General features: G+C 44.9%; 17 protein-coding genes and 1 tRNA gene. 9 read left to right on the top strand and 9 right to left on the bottom strand.

Annotation, left to right across the window (positions count from 1 at the left end; translation table 11 throughout):
• Window positions 1–29: 29 nt before the first annotated feature.
• The gene (locus OQY15_RS11360) at window positions 30–3,734 is read right to left on the bottom strand and encodes an ATP-binding protein (RefSeq protein ID WP_265791694.1); all 3,705 of its coding nucleotides are present in this window, start codon (window positions 3,732–3,734) and stop codon (window positions 30–32) included.
• A 190-nt stretch (window positions 3,735–3,924) separates the two neighbouring features.
• Between OQY15_RS11360 and OQY15_RS11355 the strand changes: the two genes are divergently transcribed.
• Together OQY15_RS11355 and OQY15_RS11350 are read left to right on the top strand one after the other, a co-directional pair.
• Window positions 3,925–4,683: an SDR family oxidoreductase gene (locus tag OQY15_RS11355; RefSeq protein WP_265791692.1), complete on the top strand. Its 759-nt coding sequence runs from the start codon at window positions 3,925–3,927 to the stop codon at window positions 4,681–4,683.
• A gap of 13 nt (window positions 4,684–4,696) precedes the next feature.
• Complete coding sequence (locus tag OQY15_RS11350) at window positions 4,697–5,602, top strand: AraC family transcriptional regulator (RefSeq protein ID WP_265791690.1); 906 nt, start codon at window positions 4,697–4,699, stop codon at window positions 5,600–5,602.
• Between the two features lie 3 nt (window positions 5,603–5,605).
• Here the strand turns inward: OQY15_RS11350 and OQY15_RS11345 are convergent, their stop codons facing one another.
• From OQY15_RS11345 to OQY15_RS11325, 5 genes are all read right to left on the bottom strand, one after another.
• Window positions 5,606–7,300: a hypothetical protein gene (locus OQY15_RS11345; RefSeq protein ID WP_265791684.1), complete on the bottom strand. Its 1,695-nt coding sequence runs from the start codon at window positions 7,298–7,300 to the stop codon at window positions 5,606–5,608.
• Window positions 7,301–7,308: 8 nt separating this feature from the next.
• Window positions 7,309–8,289 (bottom strand): FecR domain-containing protein, encoded by a 981-nt coding sequence (locus OQY15_RS11340; RefSeq protein WP_265791682.1) that lies wholly within the window; start codon window positions 8,287–8,289, stop codon window positions 7,309–7,311.
• Between the two features lie 6 nt (window positions 8,290–8,295).
• The gene (locus OQY15_RS11335) at window positions 8,296–8,880 is read right to left on the bottom strand and encodes an RNA polymerase sigma-70 factor (protein ID WP_265791680.1); all 585 of its coding nucleotides are present in this window, start codon (window positions 8,878–8,880) and stop codon (window positions 8,296–8,298) included.
• A gap of 140 nt (window positions 8,881–9,020) precedes the next feature.
• The gene (locus OQY15_RS11330) at window positions 9,021–9,743 is read right to left on the bottom strand and encodes a hypothetical protein (RefSeq protein ID WP_265791677.1); all 723 of its coding nucleotides are present in this window, start codon (window positions 9,741–9,743) and stop codon (window positions 9,021–9,023) included.
• 25 nt (window positions 9,744–9,768) lie between these two features.
• Window positions 9,769–10,653, bottom strand: coding sequence for a DUF808 domain-containing protein (locus OQY15_RS11325; RefSeq protein WP_265791675.1), 885 nt, complete (start codon window positions 10,651–10,653; stop codon window positions 9,769–9,771).
• 184 nt (window positions 10,654–10,837) lie between these two features.
• Here OQY15_RS11325 and OQY15_RS11320 point away from each other — a divergent pair, with 184 nt between their 5' ends.
• Complete coding sequence (locus OQY15_RS11320; protein WP_265791673.1) at window positions 10,838–11,005, top strand: hypothetical protein; 168 nt, start codon at window positions 10,838–10,840, stop codon at window positions 11,003–11,005.
• An 81-nt stretch (window positions 11,006–11,086) separates the two neighbouring features.
• Entirely contained in the window at window positions 11,087–11,557 is a 471-nt protein-coding gene (locus tag OQY15_RS11315) for an Lrp/AsnC family transcriptional regulator (protein ID WP_265791671.1), read from the top strand.
• Window positions 11,558–11,857: 300 nt separating this feature from the next.
• Here OQY15_RS11315 and OQY15_RS11310 read toward each other — a convergent pair whose 3' ends face one another.
• Together OQY15_RS11310 and OQY15_RS11305 are read right to left on the bottom strand one after the other, a co-directional pair.
• Window positions 11,858–14,308, bottom strand: a complete 2,451-nt coding sequence (locus OQY15_RS11310; protein WP_265791669.1) for a TonB-dependent receptor — start codon at window positions 14,306–14,308, stop codon at window positions 11,858–11,860.
• Window positions 14,309–14,457: 149 nt separating this feature from the next.
• A complete protein-coding gene (locus OQY15_RS11305) occupies window positions 14,458–14,604 on the bottom strand; it encodes a hypothetical protein (RefSeq protein ID WP_265791667.1) in 147 nt (48 codons plus the stop codon).
• A 249-nt stretch (window positions 14,605–14,853) separates the two neighbouring features.
• Here OQY15_RS11305 and OQY15_RS11300 point away from each other — a divergent pair, with 249 nt between their 5' ends.
• From OQY15_RS11300 to OQY15_RS11280, 5 genes are all read left to right on the top strand, one after another.
• On the top strand, window positions 14,854–15,879 hold the full coding sequence (locus OQY15_RS11300; protein ID WP_265791664.1) for a GntR family transcriptional regulator: 1,026 nt from the start codon (window positions 14,854–14,856) through the stop codon (window positions 15,877–15,879).
• A gap of 157 nt (window positions 15,880–16,036) precedes the next feature.
• Window positions 16,037–16,110: transfer RNA gene (locus OQY15_RS11295), tRNA-Pro, on the top strand.
• Window positions 16,111–16,246: 136 nt separating this feature from the next.
• Window positions 16,247–16,594, top strand: a complete 348-nt coding sequence (locus tag OQY15_RS11290; protein ID WP_265791651.1) for a hypothetical protein — start codon at window positions 16,247–16,249, stop codon at window positions 16,592–16,594.
• Entirely contained in the window at window positions 16,527–17,792 is a 1,266-nt protein-coding gene (locus OQY15_RS11285) for a dienelactone hydrolase family protein (RefSeq protein WP_265791649.1), read from the top strand. Before OQY15_RS11290 ends, OQY15_RS11285 begins: the two co-directional genes overlap by 68 nt.
• Before the next feature lie 78 nt (window positions 17,793–17,870).
• Window positions 17,871–18,917 carry a hypothetical protein gene (locus OQY15_RS11280; RefSeq protein ID WP_265791647.1) on the top strand — a complete coding sequence of 349 codons (1,047 nt, stop codon included), beginning with the start codon at window positions 17,871–17,873 and terminating at the stop codon, window positions 18,915–18,917.
• On the opposite strand, the gene OQY15_RS11275 is transcribed toward OQY15_RS11280, so the two are convergent.
• Window positions 18,885–19,787, bottom strand: coding sequence for a helix-turn-helix domain-containing protein (locus OQY15_RS11275; protein WP_265791645.1), 903 nt, complete (start codon window positions 19,785–19,787; stop codon window positions 18,885–18,887). The genes OQY15_RS11280 and OQY15_RS11275 overlap by 33 nt on opposite strands.
• Window positions 19,788–19,831: the final 44 nt, after the last annotated feature.

Raw genomic sequence — 19,831 nt, 5'->3', positions numbered from 1 at the left:
GTTATTATACCATTTTTACGGTTTAGCTATTACTGGAGTGGCAGTTCTACATAAAATGTAGAGCCCTTGCCTATTTCGCTTTCTGCCCAAATTTTTCCATCATGCCTATTGATAATCTCTGCACATAAATACAGGCCGATTCCAAACCCGCTGATATGCTCCATCTGTTTGTTTTCTGCACGGTAGTAGCGCTCGAACAGCTTTTGCAGATCCGCTGCTGCAATGCCCATACCTTGATCTGTCACACTGATCAGCACCGAATGTTCTTTTACGGTACTGCTGACCTCAATCTGCAGCGCGGCGGGTGAATATTTCACCGCATTGCTGAGCAGGTTGGACAGCACGGTACCAATTTTATCTCTGTCGGCCACTATATTCACGTCTTCACCGGGCAGGAAGTTAATCTGATGTGTCTCAGAACGGAGACCCAGGTCATCGATCGTTTCGCAGATCAATGCATTCATCATAAAAGGCTGCTTATTGACCTGGATCTTACCTGATTCAAGTCTGCTCACATTGAGGAAACCATTGATCATGGTACTCATCTTTTTCACCTGACTGAGCACCTTTGCAATTTTATCCTTTGCGAAGTCGTCATTCGTGCGCTTTGCGTGTAAACTCAGGATCTGCGAATACCCGGCAAGGGAGGTTAATGGTGTTTTAAGCTCATGGCTCACTATTCCGATGAAATCATCCTTCCTGAGATCATCTTCCTTTGCTTCGGTAATGTCCAGGATCGTACCGATGACTGCCTTTACACTACCGTCATCATTCAGTTCGACCTTTCCGGTGGTGTTGAGCCATTTTTTTCTGCCTCCGTTATAAGGCTGGATCTGGTAATCTTCATCAAATCTACCTTTGGTATCTACAGCCTGTTGTATGCTCTGTACCACGCGCTCGCGGTGTTCAGGAATAATCATTTCTACCGATTGCTCAAAAGAAATTTCCAGACCATCGGGCAAGCCGTGGATCAGCCTTGTCTGCTGCGAGATCTCCAGGTTTCCTTCGCCGATAACAGATAGCCAGTTACCCATCCCCGCAGCGTCCATCGCGAGCTGAAGCGTATCTGTAGTTTTCTCCAGTTCTTTCCGTGCAATCACTTGCTCAGTAACATCGGCTGCCACTGCCATCGTTCCGATGATGACACCTTCATCATTTTTCAGTGGCTCGAGTGTGAGACTGGTATATACAATATCAATGTGGCCATAGCGGTTCACTGTGATAGGGATTTCGTTGATGGTATAACGTTGTCCGGATTGGTTCATGCGCTCCATCAGTCGCTCAAAGCCCTGGCTTCTCAATTCCGGAATGGTATCGAACAGCGGTTTATTAAATGCCTGCTCTGCGGTACGTCCCCAGTATTGCAGCATCCTTTCGTTGGCCATTTCTACCACATGCTCTTTCCCGCGGTAGATGGCAATAGCCACCGGGGCCTGCATCAGGAGATCTCTCAGCTGCTGCTCTGCGAGTCCCCTGGCAGTGCTGATTTTAATCTGGGCCCTTACCTTGGTCAGTAATTCTGCAGCGGAGAAGGGTTTTACCAGGTAATCATCGGCCCCTGCCTCCAAACCAAAAATACGAGCTTCCTCCCCTGCCCGTGCAGAAAGAAAGATCACCGGCAACCTGGAGCTGGAAGGATTGGCACGGATATGTTTGAGCATCGTGGTGCCATCCATAATGGGCATCATGATATCGCTGAGTACGAGGTCGGGATTTAAATGTTCAATTTTAGCGAGTGCATCTTCGCCATTAATGGCAAGTACAATGGTAAAATAGGGATCGAGCAGACGGCGCAGGTAATCCCTCATATCGACATTGTCATCCACAATGAGGATACGTGTTTCTTTGCTCTGCGTGACATCCTGTGTTTCCAGGCTTTCAGCAGTTTTTGTAGACTGCACATCAGGGTGCGACAGCTGGTCCTGCAGCAAGGTATAGGCTTCTTTAATAAATGCACCTGTCAGCGCCGTAGAATCTACATCCTTTGCCTGCTGCAATACCTGTTCCTGCGGGAGATGTGCTTTTCCAAGCGGAATTCTTACGGTAAAGGTACTTCCCTCAGCTTCCACACTCTGCACGGAGATCGTGCCGCCATGCAGCTGAACGAGCTCATGCACCAGTGAAAGACCAATACCGGTGCCTTCATGGGTACGCCCTGCGGAATTTTCAATGCGGTGGAAACGCTCAAACATATGAGGGAGTTCCTTTTCGGGGATACCTACCCCCGTATCTATGAGGTTGAGCACTGCGAAATTACCTTCCTGTTTTAAGGAAACCTCTATGGAACCTTCCAGGGTATATTTAAATGCGTTGGACAACAGATTGAGGACAATCTTTTCCCACATCTGGCGGTCGGCATACACCTGACCATTGATCTCCTGGCAATCTACGCTGAGCGTCATACCAGCTTTCTCGATGATCGAGCGGAAGCTGCTGGCGAGATCTGTAGTGAGTTCTGCCAGGTCGAGCTGCTGATAGGCAGCCTGTGCGCGACCAGCCTCGACACGACTGTAGTCGAGCAGGTTATTCACCAGCTTTAACAGACGCACAGCGTTACGGTTTACTGCATCCAGGGGCTCCCTGACCTCTTCGGGCAGGTTTTCCTTGTGCAGGATATCGTCCAGAGGTCCCAGCATCAGCGTCAGCGGTGTGCGGAACTCATGACTTACATTACTGAAAAATGCAGTTTTTGAGCGATCGATTGCTGCCAGTGCCTCGGCGCGGTTCTGCTCCTGCACATATGCATATACGCTGGAAACCGCAGTATTATAAGTATTTACTAAGAGATCATAAAAGCTCAGGTATTCCTGATCCAGCGCACGCCGGGCACTGATGCCCGCCACCATGAACCCAAAGATCTCCGGTTGTCCGGAAATCCTGAGCGGAAGCACCATCGCCTGTTTTGGCGGTTCAGGAAAAGGGCCGACAGTAGAGTTGCCGATCCATTGCTGCACATCCGTTTGTCCGCTGAGTCCCGACTGCAGTATTTCATATAGGTTCCAGCTGTTTGCGGGATCATTGATATCGATATGGTCAGGGATCTGAAGCTCAGTTTCCGGGATACCGGCGCTGCTGACCAAACGGGCTTCCCCGCTGGTGTAATCGATCTGATACAGCAGCAGAAAAGGAATATCATTGAGGTAATCTTCGTATTTGTCTGCTGTCATCTGCCCGATCTCCAGCACGGATTTTGCCTTGGCCAGATCGGCGCCAAGCTCTCTGAGCACTTTGGTACGTCTGGCGTTGAGCATCTTTTCCGTAGATTCTGTAATCGGGTGGAAGATTCCTCCGACACCGCCAGACTCATCCCTGATGGGCGCAAAGGAGAAAGTCATGTATGCCTCTTCCATGTAACCATAGCGGTCGAGGAACATCTGCTGGTCCTTGATATACGTGCCCTCCCCCTCCTGTCCGCGGGTAAAGGCGTCACCTACTACAGGCAGGGCCGTTTCCCAGCAAATACGGAAGTTCTGCCCCATCGATTCCGGGTGTTTTGCCCCACAGATGGGACGATAGCTGTCGTTATATATTTGTATAGTTTCCGGTCCCCAGGCAATGAGGATAGGAAAAGTTGAGGACAGGCAGAGGCTGACAGAAGTACGTAGACTTTGCGGCCAGTCTTCAACCGGCCCGAGGGCAGTTTTTGACCAGTCCATGGAGCGTATCAGCTTTCCCATCTCTCCGCCACCGGAGAGGAATTGTTCAGTGTTGGTGGTGTGTTCGTTGGTACTCATCCGAAAATTTCTGAGTAAAGATATATAATATATCAATATCACAATAAATTTCCATTCTCCCCTGCTGGTTTTACTAACTGCATATGTGTGGATTAGATTGATTGAAATTCTCAAACATCCCTTTGATTTCAGCAAACACAGCATCCTGCAGCCGGGTAACTTTGTCTTAACAATTTCAAAGACATTTAAAATGGCAACACATAAAATCGCACTGATTACAGGTGGCAGTCGTGGTCTCGGCCGCAATACCCTCCTCAACCTCGCAAAGAGAGGTGTAAACTCTATTTTCACTTACAACTCCGCAGCTGATGAAGCAGACAAAGTAATCGACCTTGCCCAACAGGAAGGTGCACAGGCCATAGCCCTGAAACTCGATACCGGCGACAGCAGCACATTCGATGGTTTTGTATCGCAGGTAAAAGAAATCCTGAAAGACTGGGCTGCTGAGGGGATAGATTACCTGGTCAATAATGCTGGCACTTCGCATCACAACTCAATTTTGAAGACCACAGAAGAAGAACTTGATCTCTTGTACAACGTTCATTTCAAAGGCGTTTTCTTTTTAACCCAAAAGCTGCTGCCCCTCATCAATGATGGCGGAAGCATTGTCAATATCTCCAGCGGCCTGACACGGGTTTGTGTTCCTGAAAGCGGGGCCTATGCAGCCGTAAAGGGTGCCGTGGAAGTGCTCAGCCGTTATATGGCTAAGGAACTGGGGCCCCGCGGGATCAGAGTAAATACCGTAGCGCCGGGCGCCATCCAGACAGATTTCAGCGGAGGTATTGTTCGTGATAACCCGGAAGTGAATGCTATGGTTTCCAGTATTACTGCTTTGGGCAGACCGGGATTACCTGACGATATCGGGCCAATGATCGCCGGCCTGTTATCAGATGATAACCGCTGGGTAAACGGGCAGCGGATAGAAGTTTCAGGAGGTATGTTTTTATAGTATCTTTACAGAAATGACCAATACCTCACTGGACGATTTTTATAAACGGAACGACGCTGCCCAACCTGGAGGCATGCTGAAGGAGATTGGTCATTTCAATATTTTTGAAAGCGAAAAGCTTTTTAATCAGGATGGCAGTCGCGAGATGCCCTACAGTCGTCGTGCCTATTACAAGATCAGCTGGCTGAAGGGCAATAGCAGGGCAGAGTATGCCGATAAGGTAATAGATATCCAAGGCAATGGCTTACTCTTTGCCACGCCCAAGATCCCTTATCACTGGATTCCGGAGAACAGCCAACAACGAGGTATCTTCTGTATTTTTACCCCTGAATTTTTAGGCTCTGGTAAAACAGGCATACAGCTGGATGAGCTGCCGATCTTCCAGGCCGGACAGACGCCAATATTTGAGCTCAGCGATGAAGAACAGCAGGAGATTGAATACATTTTCAGAAAAATGCTGAAAGAGATCGGTTCTGACTACAGGTTTAAATATGACCTGCTGAGAACCATGGTACTGGAACTCATACACTATGGTCAGAAATTGCAGCCTATGGCGGTATTGGCCAGCACACAAAATGCATCTGAGCGCATCTCCTCGTTGTTTCTGGAACTATTGGAGCGCCAGTTTCCACTTGATTCTACGGAGCAGCGCCTGAACCTGCGCAGTGCGAAGGACTATGCTGACCGTCTGGCGGTCCATGTAAACCACCTGAACAAGGTTTTAAAAGATATTACGGGAAATACCACCACGAGACTGATCAGCAACCGTGTGGTCACCGAAGCAAAGATCCTGCTGAAGCAGACCAACTGGAACATTGCGGAGATTGCCTATACCCTGGGCTTTGATGATCTTGCACAGTTTTCGAATTTCTTTAAAAAGGAAACCAGCTTTTCACCAAGTTCGTTCAGGACCATTTGAGCATTACAGGAAGGACATCCCTACAGTCCATCCTATCCAGGCCTTATTCTTCCCGATATTCATCAGCACAGGTTTGTTTTTTGTGATCTCCTCACGTTCGGCCGCCAGTCCTTCATTGTGCAACAGATTGAAAGAAGGTCCTGCAAATAAGGAAAGACTGCGGTACGCTTTATAGGTAAACACTGCGCTCAGCCGGTCCACAGAATACGTTTGTTTCCAGTGACTTGCCAGCAGGTTGTTAGAAGACAGTTCCGTAGCGATGAAGGAGCGCTTATTGAGCACAAAATCATGTCCTATGCCCCAGCCCAGGTTGAAATAGGTTGTATTTCTGCCCGGGTTGACCCCCGCAGAGAATACGGAATACAGTCTGTGGTTGCCGGATTTGAAACCCAGATTGAACGGTGCCAGGTCACTTGAATAAGCCATGATTTTATGATCGCCATTTTTTGATAAGTTCAGTACCCCCAATGCATAACCGTTGAGGGTATCAGCAATATTAATAAGACCAAAGGTAAATCCATTCATGACCCTGGCTTTATTCAGGATTCCTGCGATTTGTGCCCCCTTTGCGGTATCGCCAGTGATATTCGCTATGCCTGCGAAGCGGAAGCCCGAACTGTTTCTGCCTGCATAATTCAAGACTGCAGAAAGCTGCAGGCCATTGACACTGCTTTTGGTACTGTTGAAAATCCCTCCTACCTGCATTCCTTTTACGCTGTCGGTCACCATATTATAGGTAGAGGCCAGCTGCAGCCCGTTCACCTTTTTCAGCACATTATTTCCTATGCCCCCGATCTGTACACCCTGGAAGTTTCCGCCGGTGACGTTGAAGAGTCCGGCCACCTGGATATACCTGACGTCAAGCCTGTTGATATTAAAGATATAGGCAAACTCCACCCCGTCCAGTCCGGCCGTATACCCTCCGATTACATTGAGTGATAGATGGTTGACCACCTGGCTGCTCATCATCCCCCTTGAACTTAAACCAGGTGTAAGGGAAGTCTGAAAAGGCGCATTGGCAAAGTAGTTCCTGAGGTTTACCCCCTGCTCTCTCAGTTTTGAAGATACAAATATCCTACCCAGCCAGCTTCTGGCCGCCTGATCCGGGTTCGATTCTTTGTTATAATCAGGTTCCCTCGGCTTGAGGCCAATGGTGACATCACTGAGAAAATTTAAGCTGGCATCTTTGTAATACTCCTTACTCACTGTGAGCGTGATCATGCCCGCGGTTTTGATCCTGATCTTAAAATATCCCATATGATCGCTGAGCGTAGATACCAGCAGCCTCTTCTCATAAATACTCGCATTGGGGATACCGAGGCCTGTACGTTCATCCAGGATATAACCGCTGATCACATAGCTTTGTTCCTTACCGGTGACATTTTCCGCTTTGATTGTGAGGTTGTTAGGTGCCAGCCGAAGGATCACATATCCGGGACTCTCCTTATATTCTACATCTCCTTTGAAAAGAGAGTCTAAAACCGTCCGCAATGGCTGATGATCAATTGATATATTCACCAGGCTATCGGCATTGATCTGATCGTTGGAATAAGAAAAATAAAAGCCATTCCTTTTCCCGAGGGTATCAAGCAAAGTTGAAAGCCGGGCATGTTTTATATGGATGCTGATATCCTTATCCAGTTTACTCTGAGCCTGGGCCGTGGATATCAGCAATATCAAAAGACAGATATACTTCATACGCAAGACTACCGGATGATAATTTTATCTGCCTCATGTACAATTTGTGCATTGAAAGCGATGGCAATGATATCCAGGATCGGATCCAGGCTTCCCAGACGTAGCGTCGTAGTAAGCTGTCTGTTGGCCAGGTCGCGGTCGGGCACCTGTATATTCACTTTATACACATCATTTAATACTTCTACAATACGCCACAGCGGGGTTTTATTGGCAACAAATTCTTTTGTGCGGTAGTAGTTATAAAACTGATCAGGATTGATACTTTTTTTCAGTTCATTTGTCCGATAGTTGATCTCAGCTTTTTCTGCGGGCTTCAGTCTGACGATGACCTTTTTCCTGCTGACTTCCACAATGCCGGTCTCTACAATTACCTCTGCCTGGTCCGTATGATTGCGGATGTTAAAGGAGGTACCCACTACCTTTACAGCCGCATCCCTTACATGCACGATAAAAGGTTTTTTTCGGTCATGCGCGATATCAAAAAACGCTTCACCGCTGAGCAGTTTCATTTCCCTGGTGCTGCCGGAAAATTTCGTCGGATATTCTGCCCTGGAGTTTTTGTTCAGTGTGATCACTGAGCCATCGGATAAGGTATCTGACTTTACCGTATCAAAACTCTGCAGCGTTAATAATTCCGGCTCTGCGGGAAAATAGCGGCTGAATAAAAACGCCGCAGTACCCAGAATGACCAGCCATGTAGCTGCAATCTGAATCCAGCTTTTTCCTTTTTTCAGGGTGTAAACAGGTGGTTGGTGACCAGCCTCCTTTTGACCATGTTCCCTATCGCTGCGCAACTGTTTGAATTCCTGCCAGCTGGAATCTTCGTCCAGTGTACTCTCCGGCTGCAGCGTTTTGCTAGTTTCCCAGATCAGCCTGAAATGCTCAAGGTACTTTTCATTCGCTTTATTTTCTTTTGTCCATGCGAGAACCTGCTGCTCTTCTGCTGCTGTAGCTTCACCAATGACAAATTTTACTAAAATCTCGTCCATATCCTTCTAATTAAATATGATAAACTGGTGGCTGATCAGCCAGATGATCACAGGCAGATAATCCACCAGTTCGTGCCTGAGTATTTTCAATGCTTTGCCCATCTGTGCCTCTACTGTTTTCACAGAAATCCCCATCTGATCGGCAATTTCCCTGTATTTCAGCTCTTCGAACCGGCTCAGCTGAAACACCGTCCGGCATTTCTCCGGAAGATTATTCAGCACCTGCTGCAATTTGTCCTTTAAGTCGCTGAACTCAATTCCCTTGTCTTGTTCCTCGGTATTTTTCATCGTGTAAACCAGATGATCCTGGTGGTTGAGCTTAACTTTCTCGTGACGGATGTAATTGAGACATTCATGATAAACAGCGCTGTACAGATAGGCCTTGATGGAGCCGTTAAAGTTAAGTGTATGCTTTCGTTCCCATAACTTCAGGAAGATATTCTGTACGGTTCCTTTTGCCGCCTCTTCATCCCTGAGAATGGTAATTGCATAACTATGGAGGGGCTTCAGAAAATGTTTATACACGCTTTCGAAAGTACTTTCATCGCCTGAAAGCAAGAGTGGTATAAGCTGTTCGTTATTCAAATCCAAAATTCCAGCGTTTAGGGTTAAGCATTGTTTAACAATTATAGTTATTTGCCAGGAAAGGATATTCAGTTTTCCCTGTCTGCTTATCAAACACGCCAGAATGGTTTTACCCTTACGCGGGTATCAAATATTTTTTTAGAAGATCAGCCGGCAGTTAATACCCTGTAGATGACGATACATCCCACTGTCGCCGATCCTACCCCTGCGATGCCGTTGATCCATTTAAATACGAACATATTTTTTTGCAGGTACCTGCTCATGGTGGATATCAGAATATAACTATAGATGCTCATGGCCAGAATGATGCCGGCAGATTCAATAATCAGCACCATAATGGAAGCCTGAATGGTAGTGGCGCTGATCACAAGCGCTGTAGTCAAGGCCCCACCGGTTCCGGCGAGGCCGTGGATCATGCCCACCCAGAAGGAACGTGTTAAAGGATTCACCGGGATTTTTGCGCCATTTTTTCCATGAACGTGTACCGAAGGCCGGCCCACATGCGTATGCTGAGGGGCTTCTGCTGTTTCATTGGCTTTGATCAGGTCGTCGATTTTGGAGTTGCTCCTGAGTGCTTTTACACCCAAAAAGATCATGATGGGACCAACCGCAATCTCTGCCCACTCGGAAATATTGGTGACATACTGGTGCAGGGAAGCCTTGAAAGCAAGGGCGATACCGCCAAAGATCAGCAGAGTTACTGAATGCCCCAGCGCCCATTGAGAGGCTCTGAAGATCACGCCCCAGGATATTTTCTTTTTCCTGATCGCCTGTTCTGAAGCTAGCACAGATACCGCAGTGATATGGTCAGGCTCAAATGAATGTAATATACCCGCCAGTAAAGGACGGCTGAAATTAATGAAACTCATACTTTTCGGTGGGCCGAATTTACCATTATTGTTTAGCTAATGCAATGACTTTTTTGACGAGTGTGAAGAGGCCGACGGCAAGTAAACCTGCAATTAATCCAAAACCAAACTCCTTGATGATGGAAGGTACATTCGGAAAAAGATCATGTATGTAGTGGATATTATGTACAAAAATACCGCCTGAAACCAGGATAAGAGCGATTGTACCGACAACGCTAAGGACTCTGATGATCACTGGTAAAGACTTCACCAGCAGATGCCCTAGCTTTGCTACTACTCCCTTATCATTTGTCCGGGCAATTAATTTCAGTCCGGTATCATCCATGCGAACAATCAGCGCAACAATTCCATAAACCCCAATTGTAGCCAGTATGGCAACGATGGAAACTGTTGCGATCTGCAACATCAGGCTTTCTTCCAGCACTGTACCCAGTGCGATGATGACAATTTCAACCGAGAGGATAAAATCTGTGGTCACTGCAGATTTTATCTTCGTTTTTTCTGCTTCATTGTCATCCTGTTTCTGATCAGGAGCTTGAGCAGCTGTTACAGCTACCCCTTGTGGCGTATGAGAACGGTGGAACAGGTACTCTACAATTTTTTCAACTCCTTCAAAAGCAAGATAGAAACCTCCGAGAATCAGGATTACGGTAATCGCTACAGGAAAAAAAGCATTGAGCAGCAGGGCGACGGGAACGATGATAATCTTGTTAATTAACGAGCCTTTGGTGATTGACCACAATACGGGCAGCTCCCTTGAAGACACAAAGCCTGTAGCTTTTTCGGCATTCACCGCAAGGTCATCTCCCAGTATACCCGCAGTTTTTCTGGTAGCTATTTTCGCTGTCAGTGCGACATCATCCATTAAAGCAGCTATATCATCTAAAATCGCAAAAAAACCTGACGCCATATTTAATTATTATCTGCCTGCAAATTATACATATCATTTGATTTATAAGTCATCCTTTACCAATTGATAACATGAATTTATATTTTGCCTTAAACAGCCCCCGGCGATTTTAGTTTTAAATCTTATGTTTTGAGCCTTAGCAGGTATTTTGTTATTTTGTGCAAATTCCTATAAATCAATAAAGATGACAGAAAGTGATTTCCTGGTTTATTGCCAGAGCCAGGTAAAAGGTCCGCTAAAAGACGAAGATATTATTTTGATGCTGACAGCCTGGGGCCAGATCAGTTATAATCTGGGTTACAATCAGGCACTAAAAGAAAAAAATGGCGATGCCGAAACTCAACAAGAATAAAAAAATATATTATATTTGATACACCAACCAACCGCATCATCAACCAAATAAACCTATTCAAAGTTAAAATCGATTCAAAAGATGAACCCGCATTTAGACCCTACGGATTTGGGTATATTAAATCTTCTGCAGGAAAACGGAAGGTTAACTAATAAAGAACTCGCATATAATCTCAACAGGACAATTTCTCCGATATTTGACAGAAGAAAGCGTCTGGAAGAGATGGGATATATCAAAAAATATGTTGCTGTGCTGGACAGGGAGAAGATCACTTCAAGTATGGTTGCATTCCCTCAGATTGTCCTGAATAACCACAGCGAGGATTCCCTGGCCTCTTTTCAGAGAAGTGTGATTGTTTTTCCTGAAGTCCTGGAATGTTATCATATCACGGGTAATTTTGACTTCATGCTCAAAATTATCATTCCGGATATGCATGCGTATAACGCTTTTCTCAGACAGAAGATTGCAACGCTTGATAATGTAGGGAATGTACACAGCTCCCTGGTCATCTCGCAGGCAAAAGCTGAAATTGGCTTACCTATTTTACTATAAAGGCCGGAGAATTCCGGCCTTTATCGATTATTAACTATTATTTACCTATTACCTCTGGCATCCGCCCTCGGGCAATTTTCTTTTGTCTATCTGTGATGATGTTCTGTATTTATAACGTAAAGTTGGTAAGAGAAATTATAAAAAAATAGTCTTCTTTTCACTTTAGTAAATTTTTCTGCTATGAACACTTCTGGTAGTAGAATTTTCCGATTTGAGTATCCCAAAACAGAGAAAGCAAAATAAAATTATTCTCCCTTTCAGTCAGATAGCGTTTAGGGGGCATTTGGGACAGCATATTCTTTATCCACCCGATTTTACACGACTCTGTTCTGCTGCAGAACCTTTGCTGCGCTGTCTTGCACCTTTGATATCGCTGCTGCCAAACCTGTAGGTACAGGTAAATCTGAATACTCTGCTCTCTTCCTTCTCATTCACGGTATAGTTCTGACCCGGCAAGGCGCTGGTGATGCGCCATCTCTGCAGATTGAACACATCATTTGCGGCAAGTTTAACCATCAGTTTTTTGTTGATGAAAGACTTGCTCAAGCCCAGATCGATGCCATACTGAGGTTTCATTGCCAGGGTACCCTCGACCAACGATGACTGATAAAAACCCGACATTTCTATGTTGGTACTTGGGTTAAGGGTAATGGTGTGGTTTGTGTTCGCATTGAAGGCCAGTTTACCACTGCTGTAAGGAGAACCAAGCAGATTAGGTGTGCTGAATTTGTTGTAAAATACGGTCAGGTTATTATTGGTAGTCCACCATTTGAATATATTCAGTGGTGAGTTGATATTTAGGTTATAAGCATCTTTTACAGCGAGGTTTCGCGAAGTAATGAAAAGCGTTTTCTGCACAGTATCTGATAACAGTACCCGGGTAATCGCATCACTGGTATGGCTATAGCCAAGCGTTGCATTGATCGTCTTTTTGAAGGAGTATGATAATTCAAAAGAGTTCGTATACTGCGGATTGAGGAAAGGGTTTCCAATACCATAAGTATAGAGATCCACAAAAGAGATGAAAGGGTTCAGGTCTCCGTAGTCGGGTCTGTCTATTCTTCTGCTATATGAGAAGCCGACCTCGTTGTTTTTTGATAACACCTGGTTGACGAACAAGGTTGGGAACAGGTTAAAATAGTGTCTTTTGGACACAATCTGCTCGGTGATAGAGTTACCTTTTGAATTGGTCTGCTCCCCTCTCAGTCCTAGCTGAACGGTGGTACTTTTAAATTCCCGTTTCAGATTCACATAGGCTGCATTGATGTTTTCATCGTACTGGAACTGGTTTGTACGCAGCGCATCAGTCTGCCAGCTGTTGTTTAAGAAATTCTCAAAGAGAATATTGTTATCGGTGCTGACCACACTGCTTTTAAGTCCTGCATCGAGTTTCATCTTTTTGCTGAAGGGATAGGTGTAATCTGTTTTTACAGCGAAGACATTGACTTCTGAAGGGGCCGCACTCCTGAAGATCCCGGGAGCTTTATATGGTTGTCCGTTGATATCAAGAAAGTTGTTCTCATAATAATTGTCATTGTTATTTTTATACCTGGAATAATCAATGTCGGCAGTAATCTCCTGACCGGCAGTGTCCAGTGTACCTTTATAATTCAGATTGTACGTGGTACCGCTATAGGTCCAGCTATTTGGGGTGCTGGCTTTTACAGAAGAATCTGTACGCATAGGCTGGCTTCCAATCAGGGTTAACACTTTTGTTTCATTGTTGCCACCTCCATTATATCCGTTTATGGCGAGCCCAATCGTATTTAAACTATCAATAAAGTAATCGAGTCCGGCTTTAAAATTGTAGTTACGTCTTGGTCCAATCCCCTCGCTGGTCTGATCGAAATACGTTTGATCTGTAGCAGTCTCATTTACGCGTCGGATATCAAGGTTATGGAACTGTTTGCGCCGTGAGTAGTTAAAGTCACCAAAGGCATTGAATTTCTTTTCCCTGTGGTTGAGGGAGATACCAGTATTAGCTTTGTAGTATCTGCCATATCCCGCTCCTGCGTTTACCGAACCATTGGTGCCGTAATTTTTGTTTTTCTTGAGCTTGATATTGATGATTCCCGAATTACCTGCCGCATCATACTTTGAGGAAGGATTAGTGATCAGTTCGATAGACTGCACGGCGTTTCCTTCAGTAGATCGTAACAGGTTGGCAATTTGCTCGCTGGACATGTAAGTGGGCTTGCCGTCCAGCATCACCAACACCCCTTTTTTACCACGTAAACTGATGTTACCATCTTTATCCACAGTTACTCCAGGGGCTTTCTGAAGGATTTCCAGGGCAGTATTGCCCGCCGCTAAAACGCTGTTTTCGATGTTCAGGACGGTCTTGTCGACTTGTCTTTCTACCAGTGGTTTACGACTTGTGATTTCAACTCCTTTCAGCTGTTTGGAGGTAGGTACCAATTCCACCTGATCTACGGTGTAGCTTTTGTGGGTATCGTTGATCAGGTATGGTCCTTTCAGCACTTTTGCATAACCAACCATGTTGATGGCGATAATATACTGCCCCGCAGCTAGACTGGAAAATTCGTAGGTGCCGTTATCTTCCGTTATGGATCCTTTGATGACCGTAGAATCCTTTGCTTTAAGCAGGCTTACTGAGGCATAAGACAGATTAGCATGTTTCTCATCGAGCACTTTTCCGGACAGTTTTCCATAGCCGGTTTGGGCATGCGCCAGGGGCATGATACACAGGCACATAAGGGACATCAATATTAAGGGAATTAAATTTTTCATCTTCAAAGCATTTATATCTATAAGATGTCAATTGATGATAAAACGTTACAGCAGCTTGCGAATTAAATCACTTGTATTTGATTATCAATATTTTACAAAACAAAAAAGGGCTGCAGTTAATTGCAGCCCTGATAAATCTTAGTAGTTGTTTAGTGTCCGCGGTGCCATCCTGGTCCGCCGTGTCTGTGACCGTGACCATGTCTGTAGTGTCCGCGCCCCCTGTTATCCTGAACGTAACATGAGCTTAACAATGATGCCGTCACCAACAGCAGCATTAAATTTCTGAATGTTTTCATTTGCGTGTTGTTTTAATGTTTTCCTAACTTCAAATACATAGACTGCAGCAATTCTTAAAGGATTAAAACAGGATTAAAATATCCGGAGGTTTTTGGGCCATTTGTCCTGTCTCATCACTGATCAAGAATCAGGAAAACGTTTTAACTCATTACCGATAAGCTCGTTCAAGAATATAAAAATATTTTCAAAAATTCCATTAAGTTGTGGGATTCTTTACTTTCATCTACCAATAAGCACGAGGTATTACCATGAACAACATTCAAAACATTGTCAGGATTGACGAGTATTCGATGACACCGAAGTACCTTCAGCTGATCAACTCGATCCTGGAGGGTATGCAGTCGGGACATATCAGGAAAGATGACGTGCTGCCTTCTATCAATGAGCTGAGCTGTGTGCTCGAAACAGCCAGAAGTACCATTGAAAGGGCCTACAATGAGTTAAAAAGAATGGGACTGGTAGCATCAGTAGCTGGAAAAGGATATTTTATCGTGCATACCTGTTTCCACAAACCGGCGAAGGTGCTGCTGCTGTTTAACAAACTGAGTATCCATAAAAAGATGATCTACGATGCTTTTGCGGCAACACTGGGCGACAAAGCGGCGATTGATTTTTACATCTATAACAATGACTTTGAATTGTTTAAAAAAATCATTGAGGAGAAATCCGGTTTTCATGAGAAATGTGTAATCATCCCTAATTTTAGTGACGATAAAGATTTGGGTTACGAACTGATAGACTCGCTGCCAAAGAAAAAGCTGATCCTGATGGATAAACTTGCGGAGGGTATCAGTGGTAATTTTGGTGCTGTATACGAGGATTTTGAAAATGATATTTACACAGCTCTCCAGCAATTGGCGGATCGCTTAGGTAAGTACCATACCCTGAAACTTATTTTTCCGCAGCAAACTTATCATTCCCAAAAGATCATCCGGGGCTTCCGCCGATTTTGCCGTCAGTATGATTATAAACACGAGATTCTACATTGCCTGCAGCATGAGCAAATAGAAAAGGGCTGTGTTTATATCAACCTAGTTGAGGATGACCTTGTGATACTAATTGAGAAAATGATGGAGGGCAGGTTTAAAGTAGGTACAGATGTGGGGGTGATTTCTTACAATGAGATACCCATCAAGAAAATTATCCTGGATGGTATTACGACGATTTCTACTGATTTTACGCTGATGGGTGAAAAGACTGCGGAGCTGATTCTGCGGAATTCTGCCGATCGTATTGCGATTCCTTTTAAAGTGACGGTGAGAAATTCACTTTAATCATCAGTATAACAACATTTTGGCTATTTTTATTTAGTTGAGCTGCGAATTTTATCAGTAGAAAATGAAAATAAATTTGCGTACTAAATATATTGTTGTACTTTTGCAATCCCAACAACAACGAAGGTTTTTAATAACCGGACTTGTTGGTCAAGTTCGGGGTGTAGCGTAGCCCGGTATCGCGCCTGCTTTGGGAGCAGGAGGTCGTAGGTTCGAATCCTGCCACCCCGACTTAAAAATTCAAAAAGCCTTTAAATCATATGATTTAAGGGCTTTTTTGTTTTTCTAAACATATCCGGCCACAACTTCATTTTTATATAGATAAAGGTTCTTTATCTTAGCAGTACAACCAATCAACTTATTGATTATGAGTACTTATACAAAAACACGGCTCATCATTCTGCTGAAGATTATCATTTTTTTTAGCTCATCTGCCAGCGCACAGGTATCACTGAAGGAAATCGGTCTTCATCCTGGCCACTATCCGGTAGGTTTTCGGCATGAAACAGCCTTTGACAGCACCAGGTTGTACAAACGCAGTGGGGATTGGAATAACCTTTCGATACCCAGACCTATACCCCCTCAGTGTCTGGTACCCCGCAGACCTGTCGACAGTAAAAACAAGTCCGGTAAAAGTCCTCGAGTATATGAAGGTGCTGAAAGAAGAGGAAGAATGGGAATATCTGCCCGACGACAGGATACTGGATTGGTTTAGCTACTCCAATACAGCCAACAACCGGGCGCACCTCAACGAAAATAGCCAGGCATACAAAGGGGTCCCGGCTACCAAAGGTAAGTTCCCTGTCATCATTTATGCAGCTAGTTATCAGGCATCTTCAATTGAGAACTTTGCCCTTTGCGAACTCCTGGCGAGTCATGGATATCTGGTAATCGCGAGTCCTTCCCGGGGTACTGAAACCCGTATGATGGGCGCAGGGACAGAAAAGGATATGGATACCCAGGCACGCGATATCGAATACCTGATTGCAAGGTGTTCCTACTACCCATCGGCTGACGACAGCAAAATTGCAACGATGGGCTTTAGTTTTGGCGGACTTTCTAACGTGCTCAGTCAGATTCGAAATGCAAAAATAAAAGCGATCGTCAGTCTCGATGGATCTATTCGTTATCAATACTCAATCCTTAAAAAATCTGCTTACGCAAATATCGAAAAGATGAATGTGCCATTTTTGCACATGGCCCAGAAGGATATTCCTGCTGCTGTGCTGGCAGAGGACAAACTGGATTCAGCGCTAAACAACAAATTTGAGTTTTATGATGACCTGATTTATAGTGAGGCCTACAGTTTCAAATTCCATCACATGACTCATGCCTATTTTAGTACCCTTGGGATGTTGTTTCAGGATAGGGATAAACGACAGGACAAAAGTGATCAGGAAATCATGACTTCTTACCGCTGGACAGCAATTTATGCGCTTAATTTTCTCAACGCCTACCTTATGAGGGATAAAAAATCATTGGCTTTTATCCAGGCTGATCCTACAGCTAACGGAGTCTCACAGGGTCTGATATCGCAAAGGTATAAAGCTGCTAAAGCTACAACATTCAGCTTTGAGGATTTCAATGAACTGGCGGCAGCTCAGGGATATTCGGGATTGCAAACACTTTACAAGGCTCTTGTGGCCAAGCATCCGGAATTTAAGCCAGACGAAGGGAAATTCAACAATCTCGGATTACAACTACTATTTAACAAAAAGACTTCGCAGCATGGTGTAAATGTTCTTTTACTGGGCACCAGCCTATACCCCGCCTCTGCCAATTTATTTGACAGCCTGGCGGAGGGGTTCTTATTTACCTCGCAGAAAAGTTTAGCGAAAAAGGCATTTCAGACATCCTTAAAACTTGACCCCAGAAATGAAAATGCTATTCATAAACTCAAAGAATTGAAATAATGTTAAATCCATTGTAAAATACTAAACCAATTTAGCATCAGGATGTTTAACATATATTGATTCAATAGCACCGACCAAATGACTGAAGTAAAAGTTGCAGTATTGTACCAGAAAAACCAGCCCCCGGTTAAAGAGGGGATTTTAAAACCCATGAAACCCGGCGGATATTCCGACAGTGGCGCAGACATCGCTTTTTCGCTTCGGAGCAAGGATATTGAGGTGATCACTCCGGTAGAACAGCCTGCTGAGGAAAACGATTTTGACTGGGTATTTGCGGACGATGAGGAGGGTATTGAAGCGGCGCTCGCGAAGGGTGCCAATACTTTCTGGCTCAACACAGTGTTGTATGAAGGGCATCCTATTCAGCAATATGCAGGATCAGTAAAAATTGTTGGTCAGCGACCCGGAGATGTAGATAAATACGATGATAAATGCTATACCAATAACTTGCTGAGGGAAAATGATCTCCCGGTACCTGATTCACTGGTTATTGACGCAAGCAATCAAGGTAATTTTCAGGTTGAATTTTCTTTTCCTGTAGTGGCGAAACCTATCCGGGGTCGCGGAAGTCAGGGTGTTTCTTTAGCTCAGGACAAGGAAGAACTGGACAACATATCGAAAGATATGTTCGATGCTGATCTTTATGGTACAGCAGTATATATAGAGCCTTATCTGAGCGGGCAAGAGCTTACACTTACCATAATGCCTCCCGGCATCTATCAGATTCACGGAGCACCAGTTATCAAAGATAAGCACTGGGTGCTGCCCGCTGTTAAAAGGTTCAACCATGAAAATGGTATTGCCCCCTACAATGGTGTGGTAGCTATTGTACACAATAGTGCTGTTCTGGAAGGGGACGAGGAAAGTTCAGAAGCGGTGATACAGCTGGGTATTCAATGTGCCAGAGCGGCTGCCATTATCGATGCCAAAGCACCGATCAGGATAGACTGCCGGGCAGATGATCAGGGCAATTACTTTCTCTTCGATCTCAACATGAAACCCAATATGACGGGTCCCAGCAGAAATCACAGACTGGATCAGGACAGCCTCAGCGCACTGGCTGCAAGAAAAATTGGCTGGGATTTTAGTTTATTACTGCTCAATATGCTGGCTCAGAGATGGTGAGAGGCTGTCTGAAGCCATACGATCAGTCATTACAGGTTGCTGCGCCCGGTATTTAGTTCTAAAGCTTTGCGGAGAAGTAGACACCTGACTGGTAAACAGTCGTATAAAATAAGAAGGATCATCATAACCCAGTTTATATCCAATTTCTTTTACACTCATGGAAGTGTGTGCCAGCAGCCTTTTTGCTTCCAGGATAATCCTCTCCTTGATGATCTCATTCGGGCCCGAGCGGTGTGCTTTTCCAATGCGCTTGTTCAAGGCTTTTGGGGTGATTTTTAAGAGCTCAGCATACTCAGCTACGGTATGATGCTTGTAATAGTTCCATTCTACGAGCTGACTGAATCTTCTGAAAAACTCCGCCTCATGACCTATCTCGTCGCCAATGATCATGTTCTTCTGTTTCCAGATCCTGGTTCCAATGATGATGACCTTCTTGAGTAAGATCCGCAACATCTCCTCCATGGTAGAATCCTGATGGAGAAATTCCTCTCCCAGCTCTTCAAAGATGGAGGACATGCGTGCCGACTGAACTTCGTCGAGGTAGACCACCGGTATGTCGTACACATTGTGAAACAGGATGCCATCACAGGCTACCTCCTTGTCATGGATCTCTATACAATAGAAGTCGCGGTTGTAGTACAACATCTTCCCTTCAGCCTGGTCACCCAGTTCGTTAAATTGTCCCGGACTGATAAAAAACAACGCATCCTGAACCAGGATATATTCCCGGAAGTCAATCGTTACTCTTCCACCAGCCTTGATATACAGGATCTTTACAAATGCATTTAGCTCAGTCGCAGTACCAGGCGGGGCGGCAGGCAGATCAACCAATCCGATTTTCTTGAAGGCAAACTCTTTGAAGGATGACATGTCGTTTTACTTAGTGCAAAGGTAAGGATTAGCACTTATCTGCC

This window comes from Pedobacter sp. MC2016-15, assembly GCF_026239695.1.
In the GTDB taxonomy this organism is placed as follows: Bacteria; Bacteroidota; Bacteroidia; order Sphingobacteriales; family Sphingobacteriaceae; genus Pedobacter.
The sequence above is the reverse complement of the archived record's forward strand: the minus strand, read 5'-3'. Positions and strand labels throughout refer to the sequence as shown.